This is a genomic window from Palleronia abyssalis (genome assembly GCF_900302445.1).
GTDB lineage: Bacteria > Pseudomonadota > Alphaproteobacteria > Rhodobacterales > Rhodobacteraceae > Palleronia > Palleronia abyssalis.
Map to the genome: position 1 here is coordinate 95656 of NZ_ONZF01000005.1, position 15950 is coordinate 111605.

At 65.7% G+C, this 15950-nt stretch carries 17 protein-coding genes; 8 read left to right on the plus strand and 9 right to left on the minus strand.

Going from position 1 to position 15950, the window contains the following annotated elements; genetic code table 11:
* Positions 1-116 precede the first annotated feature (116 nt).
* The 7 genes from fzlA to PAA8504_RS12455 form a co-directional block, all read right to left on the minus strand.
* Positions 117-782 carry an FtsZ-binding protein FzlA gene (gene fzlA, locus PAA8504_RS12425; RefSeq protein WP_108894511.1) on the minus strand — a complete coding sequence of 222 codons (666 nt, stop codon included), beginning with the start codon at positions 780-782 and terminating at the stop codon, positions 117-119.
* A 60-nt stretch (positions 783-842) separates the two neighbouring features.
* On the minus strand, positions 843-1559 hold the full coding sequence (gene mtgA, locus PAA8504_RS12430) for a monofunctional biosynthetic peptidoglycan transglycosylase (RefSeq protein WP_108894512.1): 717 nt from the start codon (positions 1557-1559) through the stop codon (positions 843-845).
* Positions 1560-1603: 44 nt separating this feature from the next.
* Positions 1604-1852, minus strand: coding sequence for a hypothetical protein (locus tag PAA8504_RS12435; RefSeq protein WP_108894513.1), 249 nt, complete (start codon positions 1850-1852; stop codon positions 1604-1606).
* 49 nt (positions 1853-1901) lie between these two features.
* Positions 1902-2582 (minus strand): class I SAM-dependent DNA methyltransferase, encoded by a 681-nt coding sequence (locus PAA8504_RS12440; RefSeq protein ID WP_108894514.1) that lies wholly within the window; start codon positions 2580-2582, stop codon positions 1902-1904.
* Positions 2583-2701: 119 nt separating this feature from the next.
* Positions 2702-7240 (minus strand): glutamate synthase large subunit, encoded by a 4539-nt coding sequence (gltB, locus tag PAA8504_RS12445; RefSeq protein WP_108894515.1) that lies wholly within the window; start codon positions 7238-7240, stop codon positions 2702-2704.
* Positions 7227-7697 carry a GFA family protein gene (locus tag PAA8504_RS12450; RefSeq protein ID WP_181375789.1) on the minus strand — a complete coding sequence of 157 codons (471 nt, stop codon included), beginning with the start codon at positions 7695-7697 and terminating at the stop codon, positions 7227-7229. Before PAA8504_RS12450 ends, gltB begins: the two co-directional genes overlap by 14 nt.
* Positions 7698-7968: 271 nt before the next feature.
* A complete protein-coding gene (locus tag PAA8504_RS12455; RefSeq protein ID WP_108894653.1) occupies positions 7969-9405 on the minus strand; it encodes an NAD(P)-dependent oxidoreductase in 1437 nt (478 codons plus the stop codon).
* A gap of 229 nt (positions 9406-9634) precedes the next feature.
* Here PAA8504_RS12455 and PAA8504_RS12460 point away from each other — a divergent pair, with 229 nt between their 5' ends.
* Complete coding sequence (locus PAA8504_RS12460; protein ID WP_108894517.1) at positions 9635-10438, plus strand: undecaprenyl-diphosphate phosphatase; 804 nt, start codon at positions 9635-9637, stop codon at positions 10436-10438.
* A 50-nt stretch (positions 10439-10488) separates the two neighbouring features.
* Positions 10489-11346, plus strand: a complete 858-nt coding sequence (locus PAA8504_RS12465) for a D-amino-acid transaminase (protein ID WP_108894518.1) — start codon at positions 10489-10491, stop codon at positions 11344-11346.
* 4 nt (positions 11347-11350) lie between these two features.
* Here PAA8504_RS12465 and PAA8504_RS12470 read toward each other — a convergent pair whose 3' ends face one another.
* Together PAA8504_RS12470 and PAA8504_RS12475 are read right to left on the minus strand one after the other, a co-directional pair.
* The gene (locus tag PAA8504_RS12470; RefSeq protein WP_108894519.1) at positions 11351-11716 is read right to left on the minus strand and encodes a hypothetical protein; all 366 of its coding nucleotides are present in this window, start codon (positions 11714-11716) and stop codon (positions 11351-11353) included.
* Between the two features lie 52 nt (positions 11717-11768).
* Positions 11769-12317: a TlpA family protein disulfide reductase gene (locus tag PAA8504_RS12475; RefSeq protein WP_245897627.1), complete on the minus strand. Its 549-nt coding sequence runs from the start codon at positions 12315-12317 to the stop codon at positions 11769-11771.
* A 22-nt stretch (positions 12318-12339) separates the two neighbouring features.
* Between PAA8504_RS12475 and argH the strand changes: the two genes are divergently transcribed.
* Genes argH through acpS form a run of 6 tightly spaced genes read left to right on the plus strand, consistent with a single transcriptional unit; the run spans position 12340 to position 15903 of the window.
* Positions 12340-13737 (plus strand): argininosuccinate lyase, encoded by a 1398-nt coding sequence (gene argH / locus PAA8504_RS12480; protein WP_108894521.1) that lies wholly within the window; start codon positions 12340-12342, stop codon positions 13735-13737.
* A complete protein-coding gene (locus tag PAA8504_RS22080) occupies positions 13734-13886 on the plus strand; it encodes a hypothetical protein (protein WP_181375790.1) in 153 nt (50 codons plus the stop codon). Before argH ends, PAA8504_RS22080 begins: the two co-directional genes overlap by 4 nt.
* Positions 13886-14212, plus strand: coding sequence for a DUF2834 domain-containing protein (locus tag PAA8504_RS12485; protein WP_108894522.1), 327 nt, complete (start codon positions 13886-13888; stop codon positions 14210-14212). The genes PAA8504_RS22080 and PAA8504_RS12485 overlap by 1 nt, the downstream gene beginning before the upstream one ends.
* A gap of 13 nt (positions 14213-14225) precedes the next feature.
* Positions 14226-15065: an alpha/beta hydrolase fold domain-containing protein gene (locus tag PAA8504_RS12490; protein WP_108894523.1), complete on the plus strand. Its 840-nt coding sequence runs from the start codon at positions 14226-14228 to the stop codon at positions 15063-15065.
* Positions 15059-15499, plus strand: a complete 441-nt coding sequence (locus PAA8504_RS12495; RefSeq protein WP_108894524.1) for a hypothetical protein — start codon at positions 15059-15061, stop codon at positions 15497-15499. The genes PAA8504_RS12490 and PAA8504_RS12495 overlap by 7 nt, the downstream gene beginning before the upstream one ends.
* Positions 15496-15903 (plus strand): holo-ACP synthase, encoded by a 408-nt coding sequence (acpS, locus tag PAA8504_RS12500; RefSeq protein ID WP_108894525.1) that lies wholly within the window; start codon positions 15496-15498, stop codon positions 15901-15903. The genes PAA8504_RS12495 and acpS overlap by 4 nt, the downstream gene beginning before the upstream one ends.
* Positions 15904-15950 lie beyond the last annotated feature (47 nt).

Sequence of the window (15950 nt, forward strand, 5' to 3'; positions counted from 1 at the left end):
GCCGTGCGTCGCTACATGCCATCGGGGCGCCCACGCCACGTGATTGAAGGATGCGCCCCGGGCGGAGATGTCCGGTACTTTAGCAAAAATGCAATCGGCGGCCGGGTTGCAGCCTATCAGAAGTCGAGATCCGCGTAGTGAGGCGGCGGGGGGAAGCCCGGGACGACATCTGCCAGTAGCCCGCGGAAGGCAGGGCGCGACTTGATCTTGGCGTACCAGTCCTTCACCGCCTCGTTACGCGCCCAATCCACGTCGCTCGTGTAATCCAGAGACGACAGCTGCGCGGCGGCGGCGAAATCGGCCAGCGTCATCACGTCGCCGGCCAGCCAGCGCCGCTTTTCCAGCAGCCACGCCATGTAGTCGAGGTGGAACTTCACCGCTCGGGCGCCTGCCTTCACTTTCATCGAGTCCGGATACCCGGTGTTCTGGACCTTCTTGTTCACCCGCTCGTACAACAGGTTCTCGGTCACCTGCCGGAAGAACGCGTCGTCGAACCATGCGCACAGGCGGCGGACCTCGTAGCGGGTGTCGGCATCCTTCGGCATCAAGGCGGGCTCGGGGTGCTGGTCCTCCAGCCACTCGCAGATCGCCTGGCTTTCGGGCATGTTCCGCCCCTCGGCGCGCAGCACGGGCACCTTGCCCGCGGGGTTCCGCCGCAGGAAATCCGAGTCGCGCTCCCAATAGCGTTCCTCGACCAGTTCCACCTCCACGCGCTTTTCTGCCAGGACTAAACGGACCTTCCGGCAGAAGGGCGACAAGGGGGCGTGGTAGAGGCGATACATCGGTGAACCATCCTTAACAGAAAACGACACGGGCTTAACTGCCCGCTCTGGAGGCGCCGTTCAACCCGGTGCAGCGGTCTGAAAGCAGGCGGCCCGTCCGTCCCGGTCGATCGTTGCGGCCCCGTCGCGGATTCCCGCCGCCCGCCGTTCCAGCGTGGCGCTGGGCGCGGCGGCCGATCGACCCTTGGGGTTCGGCAGGACTGCGGCCAGCCGGGCGGCCTGCGTGGCGCCCAACTCGGACGGGCGGACCCTGAAAGCGGCGTAGGCTGCGGCGTCGATCCCGAACACCCCTTCGCCGAACTCGGCCACGTTGAGGTACACTTCGAGAATGCGTCTCTTGGTCCAGAAAGCTTCGACCAGGGGGGTCAGCATCGCCTCCAGCGCCTTGCGTGGCCAGCTGCGTCCCTGCCAGAGGAACACGTTCTTCACCACCTGCTGCGTGATCGTCGACGCCCCCCGTTCGCCCCCGGCGTCGATGGCCGCACGGATCGCGATCACGTCGAACCCCCAATGCTGACAGAACCGCGCGTCCTCGGCGGCGACGGCCGCGCGGGCCATGACCGGGGCAATCTGTTCCATCGGGATCCACTCATGATCGACGCCCCCCAGCCGGCGCGCTTCGGCCGCCATGTATGGGGTCGTAGGCGGGTTCAGGACCGAGAACAGCGCCACCAACCCCAGGATCAGCACGACGATTCCCGCAGCCACCCGCAGCGCAATGCGCCTGAAGCCGCGTCCGACGGTCTTTCGCTTCTTGCCCGTGGTCTTTTTCGCCATGCCCCCAAATCCACCGGAAGCGGGGAAGGGTCAAGCGTTGTGGATCAGGGCAGTGGGTCCTCTGTCAGGGCCGACCGCAGGGCATATCGCTCTTCGGTGACGTCCCCCACGAAAGGATCGAGGTCGGCCTTGCGATACCAGTATTCCGCGTTTTGCCCATCGCCCTCGACCCGGTGCAGATGGGCGTGCAGCCAAGCCGCCTCGCGGCTGTCATCCTCGGCCACGATGTCATGCGCCGCGTCCCAGTCGCCGCCTTCGATCATGTCGAGCGCCTGGATCAAAAGTTTCGTCATGGTCCTACCTCCTGTACCCGGCGGGACCTAGGGCGGGGCGCGGGCAGGATCAGGGCGTCGCGGTCTTTCTGGCAAGAACCAGCGCACAGCCCGTCTTGCCGCCCGACAGCATCATCTCGAAGCTGGTTTCACGGAGCGACAGAACCTCCAGCCCGACGCTGGTCAGAAGGCGGCGCAGGGTGTCGGGGTGCAGCTGGGTGAAGATCAACCCGAAGCAGTCCCGCCCGGACCGGTCGCCGTCCTCGAACCCCTCGCGCCACGTGGTCATGCCCAGATGCAGGATGCCGCCCGGAAGAAGCGCATTCGCCGCCAGGGAGAGAAGGGGGGGCACATGCTCGATACAGATATGCGAAAGGCCGAAATTCGACCAGATTCCTTGGTATCGCGGGGTGGAAGAGAGGTTCTCGAACGGCTCGACCCGAACCCGGATGCCAAGACCGGCGGCCAGCTCGGCCATTTTCTGGCTGGCATCCGTCGCGTGCCCCTCGAACCCCAAGGAGGCCAGCATCGCGGCGGTGTTCCCAGGCCCGCAACCCCAGTCCAGGATCGGCCCGGCGCCGGGGTCCAGAAGGCGGATGAAGGCCTTTAGGTCGTCATCCGGTGCATCGCGCGAGACGATTTCGGAATACGTCTCCGCCATGCGGTCGTACCAGGCGAGCGTCCCCGCATCTGCCGTCCGTGGCATGGCCCCGGTCGGTGCAACCAAGGTCGAATCCCTTGTCAATTGCATGAAACGCACCTCTCGTTCATCCCCTGCAGCCTAGGCGGAAACCCGTCACCGAACCGTTAAGATCGGGAAGCGCGACGGTACGAGAGGCGTATGGGGCGCCGTTCTGACGCCCCATGATGTCATTCGGCCGGCACGGCTTCCTGCTCGATCCCGACAGGATGATCCAGTTTGCCCAGCATTTCGATCGGACAGATCTGCACGAAATTCGGCAGCTCCATCTCCCAATGCTGCAGGATATCGGCCGCCCGGCGCGATCCCGTCTCGGCGTGGTGCCGCTCGATCAGGCCTTTCAACAGGTCCGCCCAGTAGTCGGTCGTCACCGCGCAGGTCACCAGCGTTTCGGGGTTCATCAACGTGTTCGCCCGGTCATTCGGATCGTACAGGAACGCCATGCCCCCGGTCATCCCGGCCCCGAAGTTGGCGCCGATCTCACCCAGGATCACGGCGACCCCGCCGGTCATGTACTCGCACCCGTTCGACCCGCAGCCTTCGATCACCGCATGAGCGCCCGAGTTGCGGACCGCGAACCGCTCGCCCGCGCGGCCGGCGGCGAAAAGGAAACCGTCGGTCGCCCCGTAGAGCACGGTATTGCCGATGATCGTATTCTCGGCCGCCTGAAGCGGGCTGACCATGGGCGGGCGCACCACGACGATACCCCCCGACAGGCCCTTGCCGACATAGTCGTTGGCATCGCCCGACACCTCGATTTTCAGCCCCGGTGCAGCGAACGCGCCCAGCGACTGGCCCGCGCTGCCGGTCAGCTTCACGTGCAGGTGGTCGGGTTGAAGATCGTTGCGCATTCCGAAGCGCCGCACGATGTGGCTGGCCGTCCGCGTGCCCACCGTCCGGTGCGTGTTGCGCACGGCATAGGACAGCTGCATCTTTTCGCCGTCCTCAAGGAAGCGTTGCGCGTCGCGCACGATCTCGGCGTCCAGCGTGTCGTCCACCGCGTTGCGGGGCTGGTCGCGGTCATACACGATCTCGCCGGTGTCATCGACGGTGATCAGAAGCGGGTTCAGGTCCAGATCGTCCAGATGCGCGCTGCCACGGCTGACCTGCATCAGCAAATCCGCCCGCCCGATCACGTCGTCCAGCGACCGCGCCCCGATCGAGGCCAGGATTTCGCGCACCTCGGTCGCGTAGAAGGTGATCAGGTTCACCACCTTGTCCGCGTTGCCGGTGAACTTGTCGCGCAGCGCGTCGTCCTGCGTGCAGACGCCCACTGGGCAGGTATTCGACTGACATTGGCGGACCATGATGCAACCCATGGCGATCAGGGCCGCCGTGCCGATGCCGTATTCCTCGGCGCCCATCATCGCGGCCATGACGATGTCGCGTCCCGTGCGCAGTCCGCCATCGGTGCGCAGCGTCACGCGCGACCGCAGGTCGTTCATCGCCAGAACCTGATGCGCCTCGGTCAGGCCCATTTCCCACGGCAGGCCGGCATACTTGATCGACGTGGCGGGGGAGGCCCCCGTGCCGCCATTATGCCCCGAGATCAGGATGATGTCCGCCTTGGCCTTCGCCACACCGGCCGCAATCGTGCCGACGCCCGAAGACGCCACCAGCTTCACCGTGACCTTGGCGCGCGGGTTGATCTGCTTGAGGTCATAGATCAGCTGCGCCAGATCCTCGATCGAATAGATATCGTGGTGCGGCGGCGGGCTGATCAGCGTCACCCCGGGCGTCGAATGCCGCAGCTTCGCGATCAGCTTGGTGACCTTCATCCCCGGAAGCTGTCCGCCCTCGCCGGGCTTGGCCCCCTGGGCGATCTTGATTTCCAGCTCCTCGCAATGCAGCAGATATTCCGCCGTCACGCCGAAACGCCCGGAGGCGACCTGCTTGATCTTGGCCGAGCGGTTGTCGCCGTTCGAATCCGGCGTGAAGTCCTTGGGATCCTCGCCGCCTTCGCCGCTGTCGGACTTCGCGCCGATCCGGTTCATGGCAATCGAAAGCGTGCGGTGCGCTTCGGGCGACAGCGCCCCCAACGACATGCCGGGCGTGACGAACCGCTTCCGGATCGAGGTGATGCTCTCGACCTCCTCGATGGGGATCGGCGCGCCCAGCGGGTTGAAGTCCATCAGGTCGCGCAAATGGATGGGCTTCGCGCTCTGCATCTTCTTCGAATACTGCTTCCACATCTGATAGCTGGCCTTGTTGCAGGCCATCTGCAGCATGTGCATCGAGGTCGCTTCCCACGCATGCGCCTCTCCGGAACGTCGCGCCTTGTAGAAGCCCCCGATGGGCAGCACGTCCTTGCCGCCCCGGAACGCGCGGGCATGGACCTCCTCAGCCTTCAGCTGGATGCCATTCACGCCGATGCCGCTGATCCGCGACTGCATGCCGGGGAAGAACTCGGCGCACATGGCGCGGGACAGTCCCACCGCTTCGAAGTTCAGGCCGCCACGATAGGAGGAAATCACGCTGATCCCCATCTTAGACATGATCTTCAGCAAGCCCGCGTCGATGGCCTTGCGATAGCGCGCCACCGCTTCGGTCAGCGACACGTCCATCAGCCCCCGGTCGATCCGGTCGGCCAGCGAATCCTCGGCCAGATAGGCGTTCACCGTGGTCGCACCGCAGCCGATCAGTACCGCGAAATAGTGCGGATCAATGCACTCGGCCGAGCGCACGTTGATCGAGGTGAACGTCCGCAGCCCCTGCCGCGTCAGCCAGCTGTGGACAGCGCTGGTCGCCAGGATCATCGGCATCGCCACGCGGGTGTCGCTGACGCCCTGGTCGGTCAGCACGATATGCCCCGCGCCCGAGCGCACGGCATCCTCGGCCGCGTGCCGGATCCGCTCCAGCCCCTTGCGCAACGTGCCGTGGCCCTGACCCGCATCGAAGGTGCAGTCGATCTCGACCATGGGCGAGTTGAACGCCTCGACCATCCGGTCGAACTGCGCGTTCCCGACGAACGGGCTGTCCAGCACGATGATCTCGGTTTGCGCGCTGCTTTCGTCCAGCACGTTCTTGAGGTTGCCGAACCGGGTCTTCAGACTCATCACCCGGAACTCGCGCAAGCTGTCGATAGGCGGGTTCGTCACCTGGCTGAAGTTCTGGCGGAAGAAATGCGACAGCGGCCGGTAGGTCGTGGACAGCACGGCAGACGGCGTGTCGTCCCCCATCGAGGCCAGCGTCTCCTTCCCGTCCTCCGCCATGGGCGCAAGGATCTGCTCCAGCTCCTCTATGGAATAGCCCGCCGCGATCTGCCGCCGCTTCAGGTCGGTCCCGTCGAACAACGGCGCCTCGTCCACTTTGGCCAGCTCCGAATCCAGCTCGGTGATCTTGCCGACCCAGTCGCCGAAGGGCTGGGCAGACGCCAGCTTGTCCTTGATCTGCGCGTCGTGGAACAGTTGCCCGGCCTCGATATCGATGGCCAGCATCTGCCCCGGACCCAGCGCGCCCTTCTCGACGACGCCGGCCTCGTCGATCGGCACCATCCCGGCCTCGGACCCGGCGATCACCAGCCCGTCGCCCGTCACCACATAGCGCATGGGTCGCAGACCGTTGCGGTCCAGCCCCGCGCAGACCCAGCGCCCATCTGTCATCGCCAGCGCGGCTGGCCCGTCCCACGGCTCCATCACGCTGTTGCAGTAGGAATACATGTCGCGCCAGGCCTCGGGCAGCTCTTCGGCCTGCTTGGACCACGATTCAGGCACCAGCAGCGTCTTGGCCATCGGCGCCGACCGGCCCGAGCGCACCAGAACCTCGAACACCGAATCCAGCGCGGCCGAATCGCTCGACCCTTGCGGCACGATCGGCTTGATGTCCTCGGCCAGGTCCCCGAAGGCGGAAGATGCCATGCGGATCTCGTGGCTCTTCATCCAGTTCAGGTTGCCCTTCAGGGTGTTGATCTCGCCGTTATGGGCCAGCATCCGGAACGGCTGCGCCAGCCACCATTGCGGGAAGGTGTTGGTCGAATACCGCTGGTGATAGATCGCAAAGGCGCTCTCGAACCGCTCGTCCTTCAGATCCGGATAGAACTCGGCCACGTCCTGCGCCAGCATCATCCCCTTGTAGATGATCGACCGGCACGACAGCGACGCAAGGTACAGTTGCGGCACGCCAGCCGCGACACTGGCCTTCTCGATCCGGCGGCGGATGACGTAAAGCTCGCGCTCGAACGTCTCCTCGTCCACGCCCTTCGCGTTCGAGATCAGGATCTGCTCGATCTCCGGCCGCGTCGCGTTCGCCTTCGACCCCAGGCAGCTGATGTCCACCGGCACGTGCCGCCAGCCATAGATGTAATAGCCCATCCGCAAGACCTCGGTCTCGACGATGGTCCGGCAGGTCTCCTGCGCGCCGAAATTCGTGCGCGGCAGGAACACCTGACCGACGGCCAGGCGCTGCCCTTCGATGGGCGTATGCCCGGTGCGCGCGATCTGGTCGGCAAAGAAGGCCTGCGGGATCTGGATGTGGATCCCCGCCCCATCCCCGGTGCGCCCGTCCGCGTCCACGGCACCCCGGTGCCAGATGGACTTCAGCGCGCTGATCCCGTTCTCGACCACCTGGCGCGACGGGGTGCCGTCGATCGACACCACGAACCCGACGCCGCAGGACGCATGCTCATCCTCGGGGGAGTACAAGCCGTTCTCGGCCATGAAGGCCCGCTTGGCTTCCTCGCGGGCGACCCAGTTTGCATCATGTTCCGTCATGTCGGACCTCCGATTGAAGATGCGGGTTTTCCGCTTCGTATTGCGCTGCCGGCACCCGGGCGATCTCGCCCGGCCCGGTCATGTCGTATCCTTCCGGCGCACGGTCGGCATAGTTGACCCGCGCCAAATGTCCGCCCCCCGCATCGGGAAACAGCCCAGGCGTCAGTTCCAGGTACCCCGCATCCCGCCCAGCGGTATAGCGAAACCACAGATGCGTGCCGCAAATGTCGCACCACGCCCGCTCCGCGATCGCGGTCGGCCATGTCTTTACCGGGCCAGTAACCTCCACCGTCTCCGCGGGTGCGTCCAGTCCCATCTGCACGCCGCCGCCCCAGACCCGGCAGACGTCGCAGAAACATGCGCTGATCTCGTGGCCCAGACGGGGCACGAGAATCTCGACCGCACCGCAGACGCAGCCTCCGACCGTCTCGCCCGTTCCCGTTCCCTCCGCCGCCATGTCGGCTCCCCTCATCCGGGACGACCCACCGCCCCTTCATCCTTGACTAAATACCCCGGGGTCCGGGGCAGCGCCCCGGCCGGTCGCTTCCGGGGCCAATCCGTTGCCTGCGCCAGATGGGTCATCCAGCATGACCTTGTCCGCTTCTGCCCTGTCCGACCCCGTCCCGACAGATGTCCGACATGTGTCCGGCGCGCGCCCGGCTTTTGACCGGCCGGAACCCGGCGCCGGCCCGGCGGGAACCCGACAGATGTCCGACAGTTGCGGGACGCTATTCCGCAGCCACTGCGGCCGTTGAACCGAACTGAGCCATCATCGCCTGCGCGGCCTCGCGCCCATCGCGGATCGCCCAGACCACCAGCGACGCCCCCCGCTGGATATCCCCGCAGGCATAGACCCCCGGCAGGCTCGTCTCATGGGTGTGGAAATCGGCCAGAACGGTGCCCCAGCGCGTCACCTCCAGCCCTTCGACCCCCCACAGCTTCGGCAGGTCCTCGGGCTCGAACCCCAGCGCCTTGATGACAAGGTCGGCCTCTTCCACGTACTCGGCGCCCTCGATGATCTCGGGCACCTGCCGCCCGGTGGCGTCCGGCTGGCCCAACCGCATCTTGCTGACCATCACGCCCTCGACCGTCTCTCCGGTGAAGCCCTTGGGGGCCGACAGCCAGACGAACTCGACGCCTTCCTCCTCGGCATTGGCGACCTCGCGCTGCGAGCCGGGCATATTGTCACGGTCCCGGCGATACAGGCACTTCACCGATTTCGCGCCCTGCCGGATCGCGGTGCGCACGCAATCCATCGCCGTATCGCCGCCGCCGATCACCACGACCCGCTTACCTTCGGCGTTCAGCTCGCCGCTTTCGAACTCCGGCACGCTGTCGCCGAAATTGGCCGCCCGGTTCGACGCGGTCAGGAAGTCGATGGCCCGCACGATCCCCTTGGCGCCCACGCCGGGGGCCTGAAGATCGCGGGTCTTGTAGACGCCCGTGGCAATCAACACCGCATCATGTGTGTTCCGGATCTCCTCGAAGGTGATGTCGTCCCCCACGTTGCAGTTCAACCGGAAGGTCACACCGCCATCTTCCAACTGGTCGATGCGCTTCATGACCACGTCCTTCTCCAGCTTGAAGCCGGGGATCCCGTAGGTCATCAGCCCGCCCGCGCGGTCATAGCGGTCATAGACCGTCACCTGCACGCCCTCGCGGCGCAGCATGTCGGCACAGGCCAGACCGCCGGGCCCCGCGCCGATGATCCCAACGGATTCGGGGCGTTCCTGGCTTGGGCGGATCGGCTCTACCCAGCCGTTCTCGAACGCGGTGTCGGTGATGTATTTCTCGACTGCGCCGATGGTGACGGTGCCGTGGCCGGATTTCTCGATCACGCAGTTCCCCTCGCACAGGCGGTCCTGCGGACAGATGCGGCCACAGATCTCGGGGAAAGTATTGGTCAGCTGGCTGATCTCGTAGGCCTCTTTCAGCCGCCCTTCGGCGGTCAGGCGCAGCCAGTCGGGGATGTTGTTGTGCAACGGGCAATGCGACTGGCAATAGGGCACGCCGCACTGACTGCACCGCCCGGCCTGCTCGCCGGCCTTCTCGGTCGCGAACTCGCCGTAAATCTCCGCGAAATCCTGACGACGTAGATCGGGCGCGCGCTTGTCCGGCATGTCCCGCTGCACGGTCGTGAACTTCAGCATCTTCTGATTAGCCAAGGCACATCCCTCCTGAACCGCCGCCCCCATACACCCATTCCACGCCCCGATAAAGGGAAAATTCGACACTAGGTCACTAGTGCATACCTAAATATGGGTGGTGAGGGTCGAAACCGGTCGCTCGGCATCGCCGCGCCGCAAAACTAAGGCCGAAGCGGATATATTTATCGGATTTCCCTTGTGCATAAGGGACCCTATGGTCGCGTTAGCCACCGTTCGGATACCCCCAATGCCCATTCTGCACCTCTTCCTAATCGCCCTCGTGCAGGGCGTCACAGAATTTCTGCCGATTTCGTCATCCGGACATCTCGTCCTTCTCCCCGCCTTGACTGGGTATGAGGACCAGGGCCTCCTGATCGACGTCGCCGCCCATGTCGGCACCTTGGGCGCAGTTGTCCTGTTCTTCTGGTCTGACGTCCGTATAGCGCTCAGCGGTGTGCCGCAGTTGCTGCGGGGCAGGGTAGCGGATCAGGGAGCATGGCTTGCGCTATGCCTCGTCGTGGCAACCATCCCGGTCATCTTGGCCGGACTGATCCTCAAGGTCACGGGGCTGTCGGATGCTATGCGCTCGGTCGCGGTGATCGGCTGGACCACGATCCTCTTCGGCCTTCTGCTTTTTGCGTCGGACCGGCGCGATGACGCCACTCGCACTGTCGGGGAATGGTCGCTGAAACACGCCTTGATCATGGGGGTCTACCAGGTGATCGCATTGATTCCCGGAACCTCGCGTTCCGGTATCACCATCACCGGCGGGCGGTTTCTGGGCTATACCCGCCACGATGCGGCGAAGCTGTCGATGCTGATGTCGATCCCCACGATCCTGGCCTCCGGCGCGGTCCTGTCGCTCGACCTGATCGGGCAGACGGATTTCTCCCTCCTCCGCGACGCCGCAATCGTGGCCGTGCTGTCGCTAATCTTCGCGCTGATCGCGCTGAAGCTCATGTTCCGCTTACTGCAATCGGTCAGCTTCACGCCATACGTCGTCTACCGGCTGATCCTGGGCACGGGGCTGCTGATCTGGGCCTATACTTGAGGCAATCCCCCCGCTAAACGCCGCCCATGACCCGTGAAGGAGGCCCCATCATGTCCCGCATCGTCTATGTCAACGGCGCGTTCGTCCCCGAGGCCGAGGCGACGGTATCGGTCTTCGACCGCGGCTTCCTGTTCGCCGACGGCGTGTACGAAGTCACCAGCGTCCTGTCCGGCAAACTTCTGGATTTCGACGGACACGCCCGCCGGCTGGAGCGCAGCCTTGCCGAACTCGACATGCCGATGCCCATGACGCAGGATGCCCTGCTCGAGGTGCATCGACGTCTGGTGGCCGAGAACGGGATCGAGGACGGGCTGGTCTATCTGCAAGTCACGCGCGGCGCGGCCGACCGTGACTTCGCTTATCCTCCGAAGGACACGCCGCAGACCGTGGTGCTGTTCACCCAGTCGAAGCCGGGTCTCGCCGACAACCCTGCGGCGCAAACGGGACTGAAGATCGTGACGCTGCCCGATCTGCGCTGGGATCGGCGCGATATCAAGACGGTGCAACTTCTGTATCCGTCGATGGGCAAGATGGCCGCCAAGGCGCAAGGCGCCGACGATGCCTGGATGGTCGAGGACGGCGTCGTGACCGAAGGGACGTCGAACAATGCCTATATCGTGAAAGACGGGACCATCGTGACCCGTCATCTAGGCAACGAGATCCTGCACGGCATCACCCGCGCCGCCGTCCTTCGCTTCGCGCAGGAGGCCCAGATGAAGGTCGAGGAGCGCGCATTCTCGGTCGAAGAGGCGCAGGACGCCGACGAGGCGTTCGTCACCTCGGCCTCCGCCTTCGTGATGCCCGTGGTCGAGATCGACGGGGCCGCGCTGGGTAATGGCACGCCGGGACCAATCGCGAAACGCCTGCGGGAAATCTATCTGGACGAAAGCCGCAAGACCGCGGTCTGAGGGGTCACCGCCCCTCGATCCGGTCGGTCCAGGCGGCCGCGTCGCCGGAAGGCAGGGCCACGGTGATCGGCGCCGTTATGCCGTCCCTGAAGCGGATCGTCAGCCCGCCGGGCACCTGATCGACCTCGGTATCGTCGATCCGGCAGGCTTCGGCCCCGCCATGACACAACAGGCCCGCGCCCCAGTCCGTGGCGACCAGCGCAGTGCGTCCGTCCATGGCGACGACCTTGTCGGTGACATGGTCGCCCGGGAAGGTCGCGGCCCAGTGACGTTCGACGTCCTCTGCCGCGATCCGCCGTCGGCGCATCAACAGGCGCAGGCCCGAGACGCCACCGAAGGCGGCGATGGCGATGGGAACGACAGGGAGCATGGGTGACCTCCGTGGACAGGCCGCCGGGATATGGCGGCCCGTTCCGTGCCGTTCAAGTGCCGGGCGCGACCAGCGCGTCGATCACAGCCTGCGCTTCGGGACCGGCCCAGTCCGCGCCGCCGGTCAGGCGAGCAACCTCGCGCCCTTCGGCGTCGATCAGCACCGTCACTGGCAGGCCGAGCACCGCCATCTGCCGTGCCGCACCCTGTTTGAGGTCCAGAAGGATGGGTAGTTCGGTGATCCCCTCCTCCTCGAAGAACGTCATTATCCCGTCGACGGAGTTCTTGCCCGTGGCGACGGTCACTACCTCGACCGCGCCATCGCGAGTGGTCTGGACCTCCTGCAAGGCCGGCATTTCCTCCCGGCAGGGGGCGCACCAGGTCGCCCAGAAATTCAAGACCACGGGCGTGCCGGCATAGTCCGCCAGCGCGACGGTTTCGCCGTCGGGGGTGTCGAAGGTCACGCCGGGCACCGCTTCTGCGGTGTCGTGGACAACGAGCTTGCGCATGTCCCCTTCCAGCGAAACGTCCGACAGATCAGCGGCGTTTGCAGCGCCTGCCAGCGCCAGATAAGAAGCAGCCAACAGATATTTCACGTCCATCCTCCGCAAATAGGCCTTGCCCATGTCCAACTCCGACAGCACCTCGAACGCCATGTGGGGCGGCCGCTTTGCCGGCGGTCCCGACGAGATAATGGAGGCGATCAACGCGTCCATCGGTTTCGACCGGCGGCTGGCGGCCCAGGACATCGCGGGCTCTCGGGCCCATGCGGCAATGTTGGCCGCACAGGGTATCCTGACGGATAAAGACGCCGAGGCGATCCGGGAAGGCCTCCTCACCGTGTTGTCAGAGATCCAGGCGGGGACGTTTCAGTTCTCGACCGCGCTGGAAGACATTCACATGAACGTCGAGGCCCGCCTGATCGAACTGATCGGCGACGCGGGCCGCCGCCTGCACACGGGGCGGTCGCGCAATGACCAGGTCGCAACCGATTTCCGCCTGTGGGTGCGCGAGCAGTGCGACGCGGCAATCGAGGGGATCGCCGCTCTTCAAAAGGCACTGATCGGTCAGGCCGAGACGGGGGCCGACTGGGTGATGCCGGGCTTTACTCACCTACAAACCGCGCAGCCGGTGACCTGGGGCCACCATATGCTGGCCTATGTCGAGATGTTCGCCCGCGACGTCAGCCGATTCTCCGACGCGCGGGCGCGGATGAACGAATGCCCGCTGGGCGCCGCCGCGCTGGCCGGGACCAGCTTTCCCATCGATCGCCACGCCACGGCCAAGGCGCTCGGCTTCGATCGGCCGTCCGCCAACTCGCTGGATGCCGTGTCGGACCGGGACTTCGCGCTGGACTTCCTGTCGGCTGCGTCGATCTGCGCCATGCACCTGTCGCGCTTGGCCGAAGAGCTGGTGATCTGGTCCTCGGCCCAGTTCCGCTTCGTCGCCATGTCCGATCGGTTCTCGACCGGGTCCTCGATCATGCCGCAGAAGAAGAACCCCGACGCCGCCGAGCTGCTGCGGGCCAAGATCGGCCGAATCTTCGGGGCGCAAGCCGCGCTGCTGATGGTGATGAAAGGGCTACCTCTGGCCTATTCGAAGGACATGCAGGAAGACAAGGAGCAGGTCTTCGACGCCGCCGACACGCTGATGCTGGGCCTCGCCGCGATGACCGGGATGGTGTCCGACATGGCCGCGAACCCCGAGGCGCTGCGTGGCGCGGCTGGGCAAGGGTTTTCCACGGCGACCGACCTTGCCGACTGGCTGGTGCGCGAGGCCGGCCTGCCGTTCCGCGACGCCCACCACGTGACCGGCACGCTGGTCGCGAAGGCCGAGGCGAAGGGCTGCGATCTGCCCGACCTGTCCCTTGCCGAGATGCAAGAGGTCCACGGGGCGATCACGGAATCGGTGTTCGACGTGCTGGGCGTGGACAACTCGGTCGCGTCGCGCACATCCTACGGGGGCACCGCGCCCGACAACGTGCGCGCCCAGATCGCCACGTGGAAGGACCGCCTCGGATGATCCGTCTTCTTGCCGCCGCCCTGATCGTTCTGACCGCCTGCGGCGAGGCCGCGCCGCCCGAACGGCGGAACCCGCAGATCGCCGTCTCCGACGGGGTATCGGTCAGTGTGTCGGGCACCGCCTCCATCGGCGTGGCGGGCAGCTTCTGATGCGGTGGGTGTTCCTCGCCCTGGCCGTCTGGGGCGCGGTGCATCCGATGTACTGGTTCTTGGCCTACATGAACGAAGGGCACGGCTTCGGTGCGCTGATCGAAGCGTGGTACGTCAACGCCTCGACCACCGGGCTTGCGTGGGATTTGACGATCTCGGCCCTGACGTTGACCCTCTGGATCGCGTGGGACAGCGTGACCAGCCGCGACTGGCTCGGCCTTATCGCGATCCCGGCGATCTTCGGTATAGGGGTCAGCTGCGCGCTGCCGTTGTACCTGTTCCTGCGGACCCGGCCTGCGAGGGCGGCGTTGCCCAAAGCATCCTGAACGAAGGCCTCCCATGACCGACCGTCCCGCCAATCGCGCCGCCCTCGAAGATCGCATCCGCAGCACCCCCATCGCTGGAGATCCGGACAAGATGCGGGCCGCTTTCGATCACATCACCGGCCCCTTGGCCAAAGTGCGCACGACGGACATCGCCGGCATCCCCTGCGGACTGTTCGGGGAGGGCGCCCCGATCCTGTGGATTCATGGTGGCGGGCTTGTCCTAGGGTCTTCCGCGACCCATGCCCGGGCGGCCGAACACGTTGCCCTTGCGACAGGCCGGCAGGTTGTCGTGCCGGACTATCCCCGCGCGCCAGAGGCTGCGTGGCCCGCGCAGCTCGACGCGTGTCTCGCCGTTCTGGATGCACTGCCCGGTCCGCTGCCGGTCGTCGGCGATTCTGTCGGCGGCCAGATTGCCGTGCTTCTGGGCCAGGCGCGCGGCGGGCGGATCGCATCACTTTCGTTGATCTCGCCGAACTCGGATCGGACCGGGCAGTCGACGACACGCCATCGCGCCTCTGACCTGATGAACGACGACGAGGGGGATAGGACCTTCGCCCGCATGGCGATGGGCGACTACGATCCGCGCGATCCGCAGGTCTCGCCCGCGATCTCGGACCTCGCCGGTCTGCCTCCCACCCTGATCCTGGCGGCGGGGGACGAGATCCTTCTGGATGACGCTTTGATCCTGGCGCGTGCCGCGGCCCTGCATGGGGTCGCGACGCAGCTTCGGGTCTTTCCCGGGCTTTTCCACCTCTGGCCGCTTTGGCCCGACATTCTGCCCGAAGGCGCCGCCGCGCTTGACGCGGTGGCCGCCCATATCGAAACCACGACCAATGGAGACATCTCATGCTAAGAATTTTCGCTCTGTCTCTTCTGGCCGCCGCCCCTCTTCACGCCCAAGCGACCCGTGACTGCAACACCTGGGTCTCCAACGCACGTAACCTCGCTATGCCGTACGAGGACGCGACGCGAACCTATGCTCAGGGGAGCATCGCTTTCCTGCTGCTCGACACCGGGGAACCGGCCTGCTGTTCGGATCACCTCATGGTCCTCTATCCCGACCCGGAGGAGCCGTTCCGGATCTGCCAGCTCATCAGCCTGCGCGATGGTCTGGGCTATTACGAAATCCGGCTTGGGGACGCGCAGGCGACATATGACCCGTTGGAAGGTCTGTCGGTCCGCATACCTGCCTTCGAATACGGCGAGGTTGAAGCGATGCCCCGGTCCCTCGACGTCACGGTCAACCAGCAGACTGGCGTCCTGACCGCGTCACACGGGGCCCCATGATCCTGGGCATCGGCACCGATCTAGCGAATATAGATCGGATCGCCGGCGTGCTGGACCGGTTCGGCGACCGGTTCCGCAACCGCGTCTTCACCGAGACCGAGCAGCGCAAGGCTGAACGCCGTGCCGATACGCCGGGCACCTATGCCAAGCGCTGGGCCGCGAAGGAGGCATGTTCCAAGGCGCTGGGTACCGGGCTGCGCATGGGGATCGCGTGGAAGGACATGGCGGTGACGAACCTTCCGACGGGCCAGCCGGTGATGCATGTCACCGGATGGGCGGCGGACCGTCTGGCGCAGATGACGCCCGCGGGGCATGAGGCGATCATTCATGTAACCCTGACGGACGACCATCCCTGGGCGCAGGCCTTCGTGGTGATCGAGGCGCGGCCCTTGGCCGCGACCTGAGGGCGGAACGCGCCGCCCGAGGATGGCGTTGGCGCGGGCAACTTCCC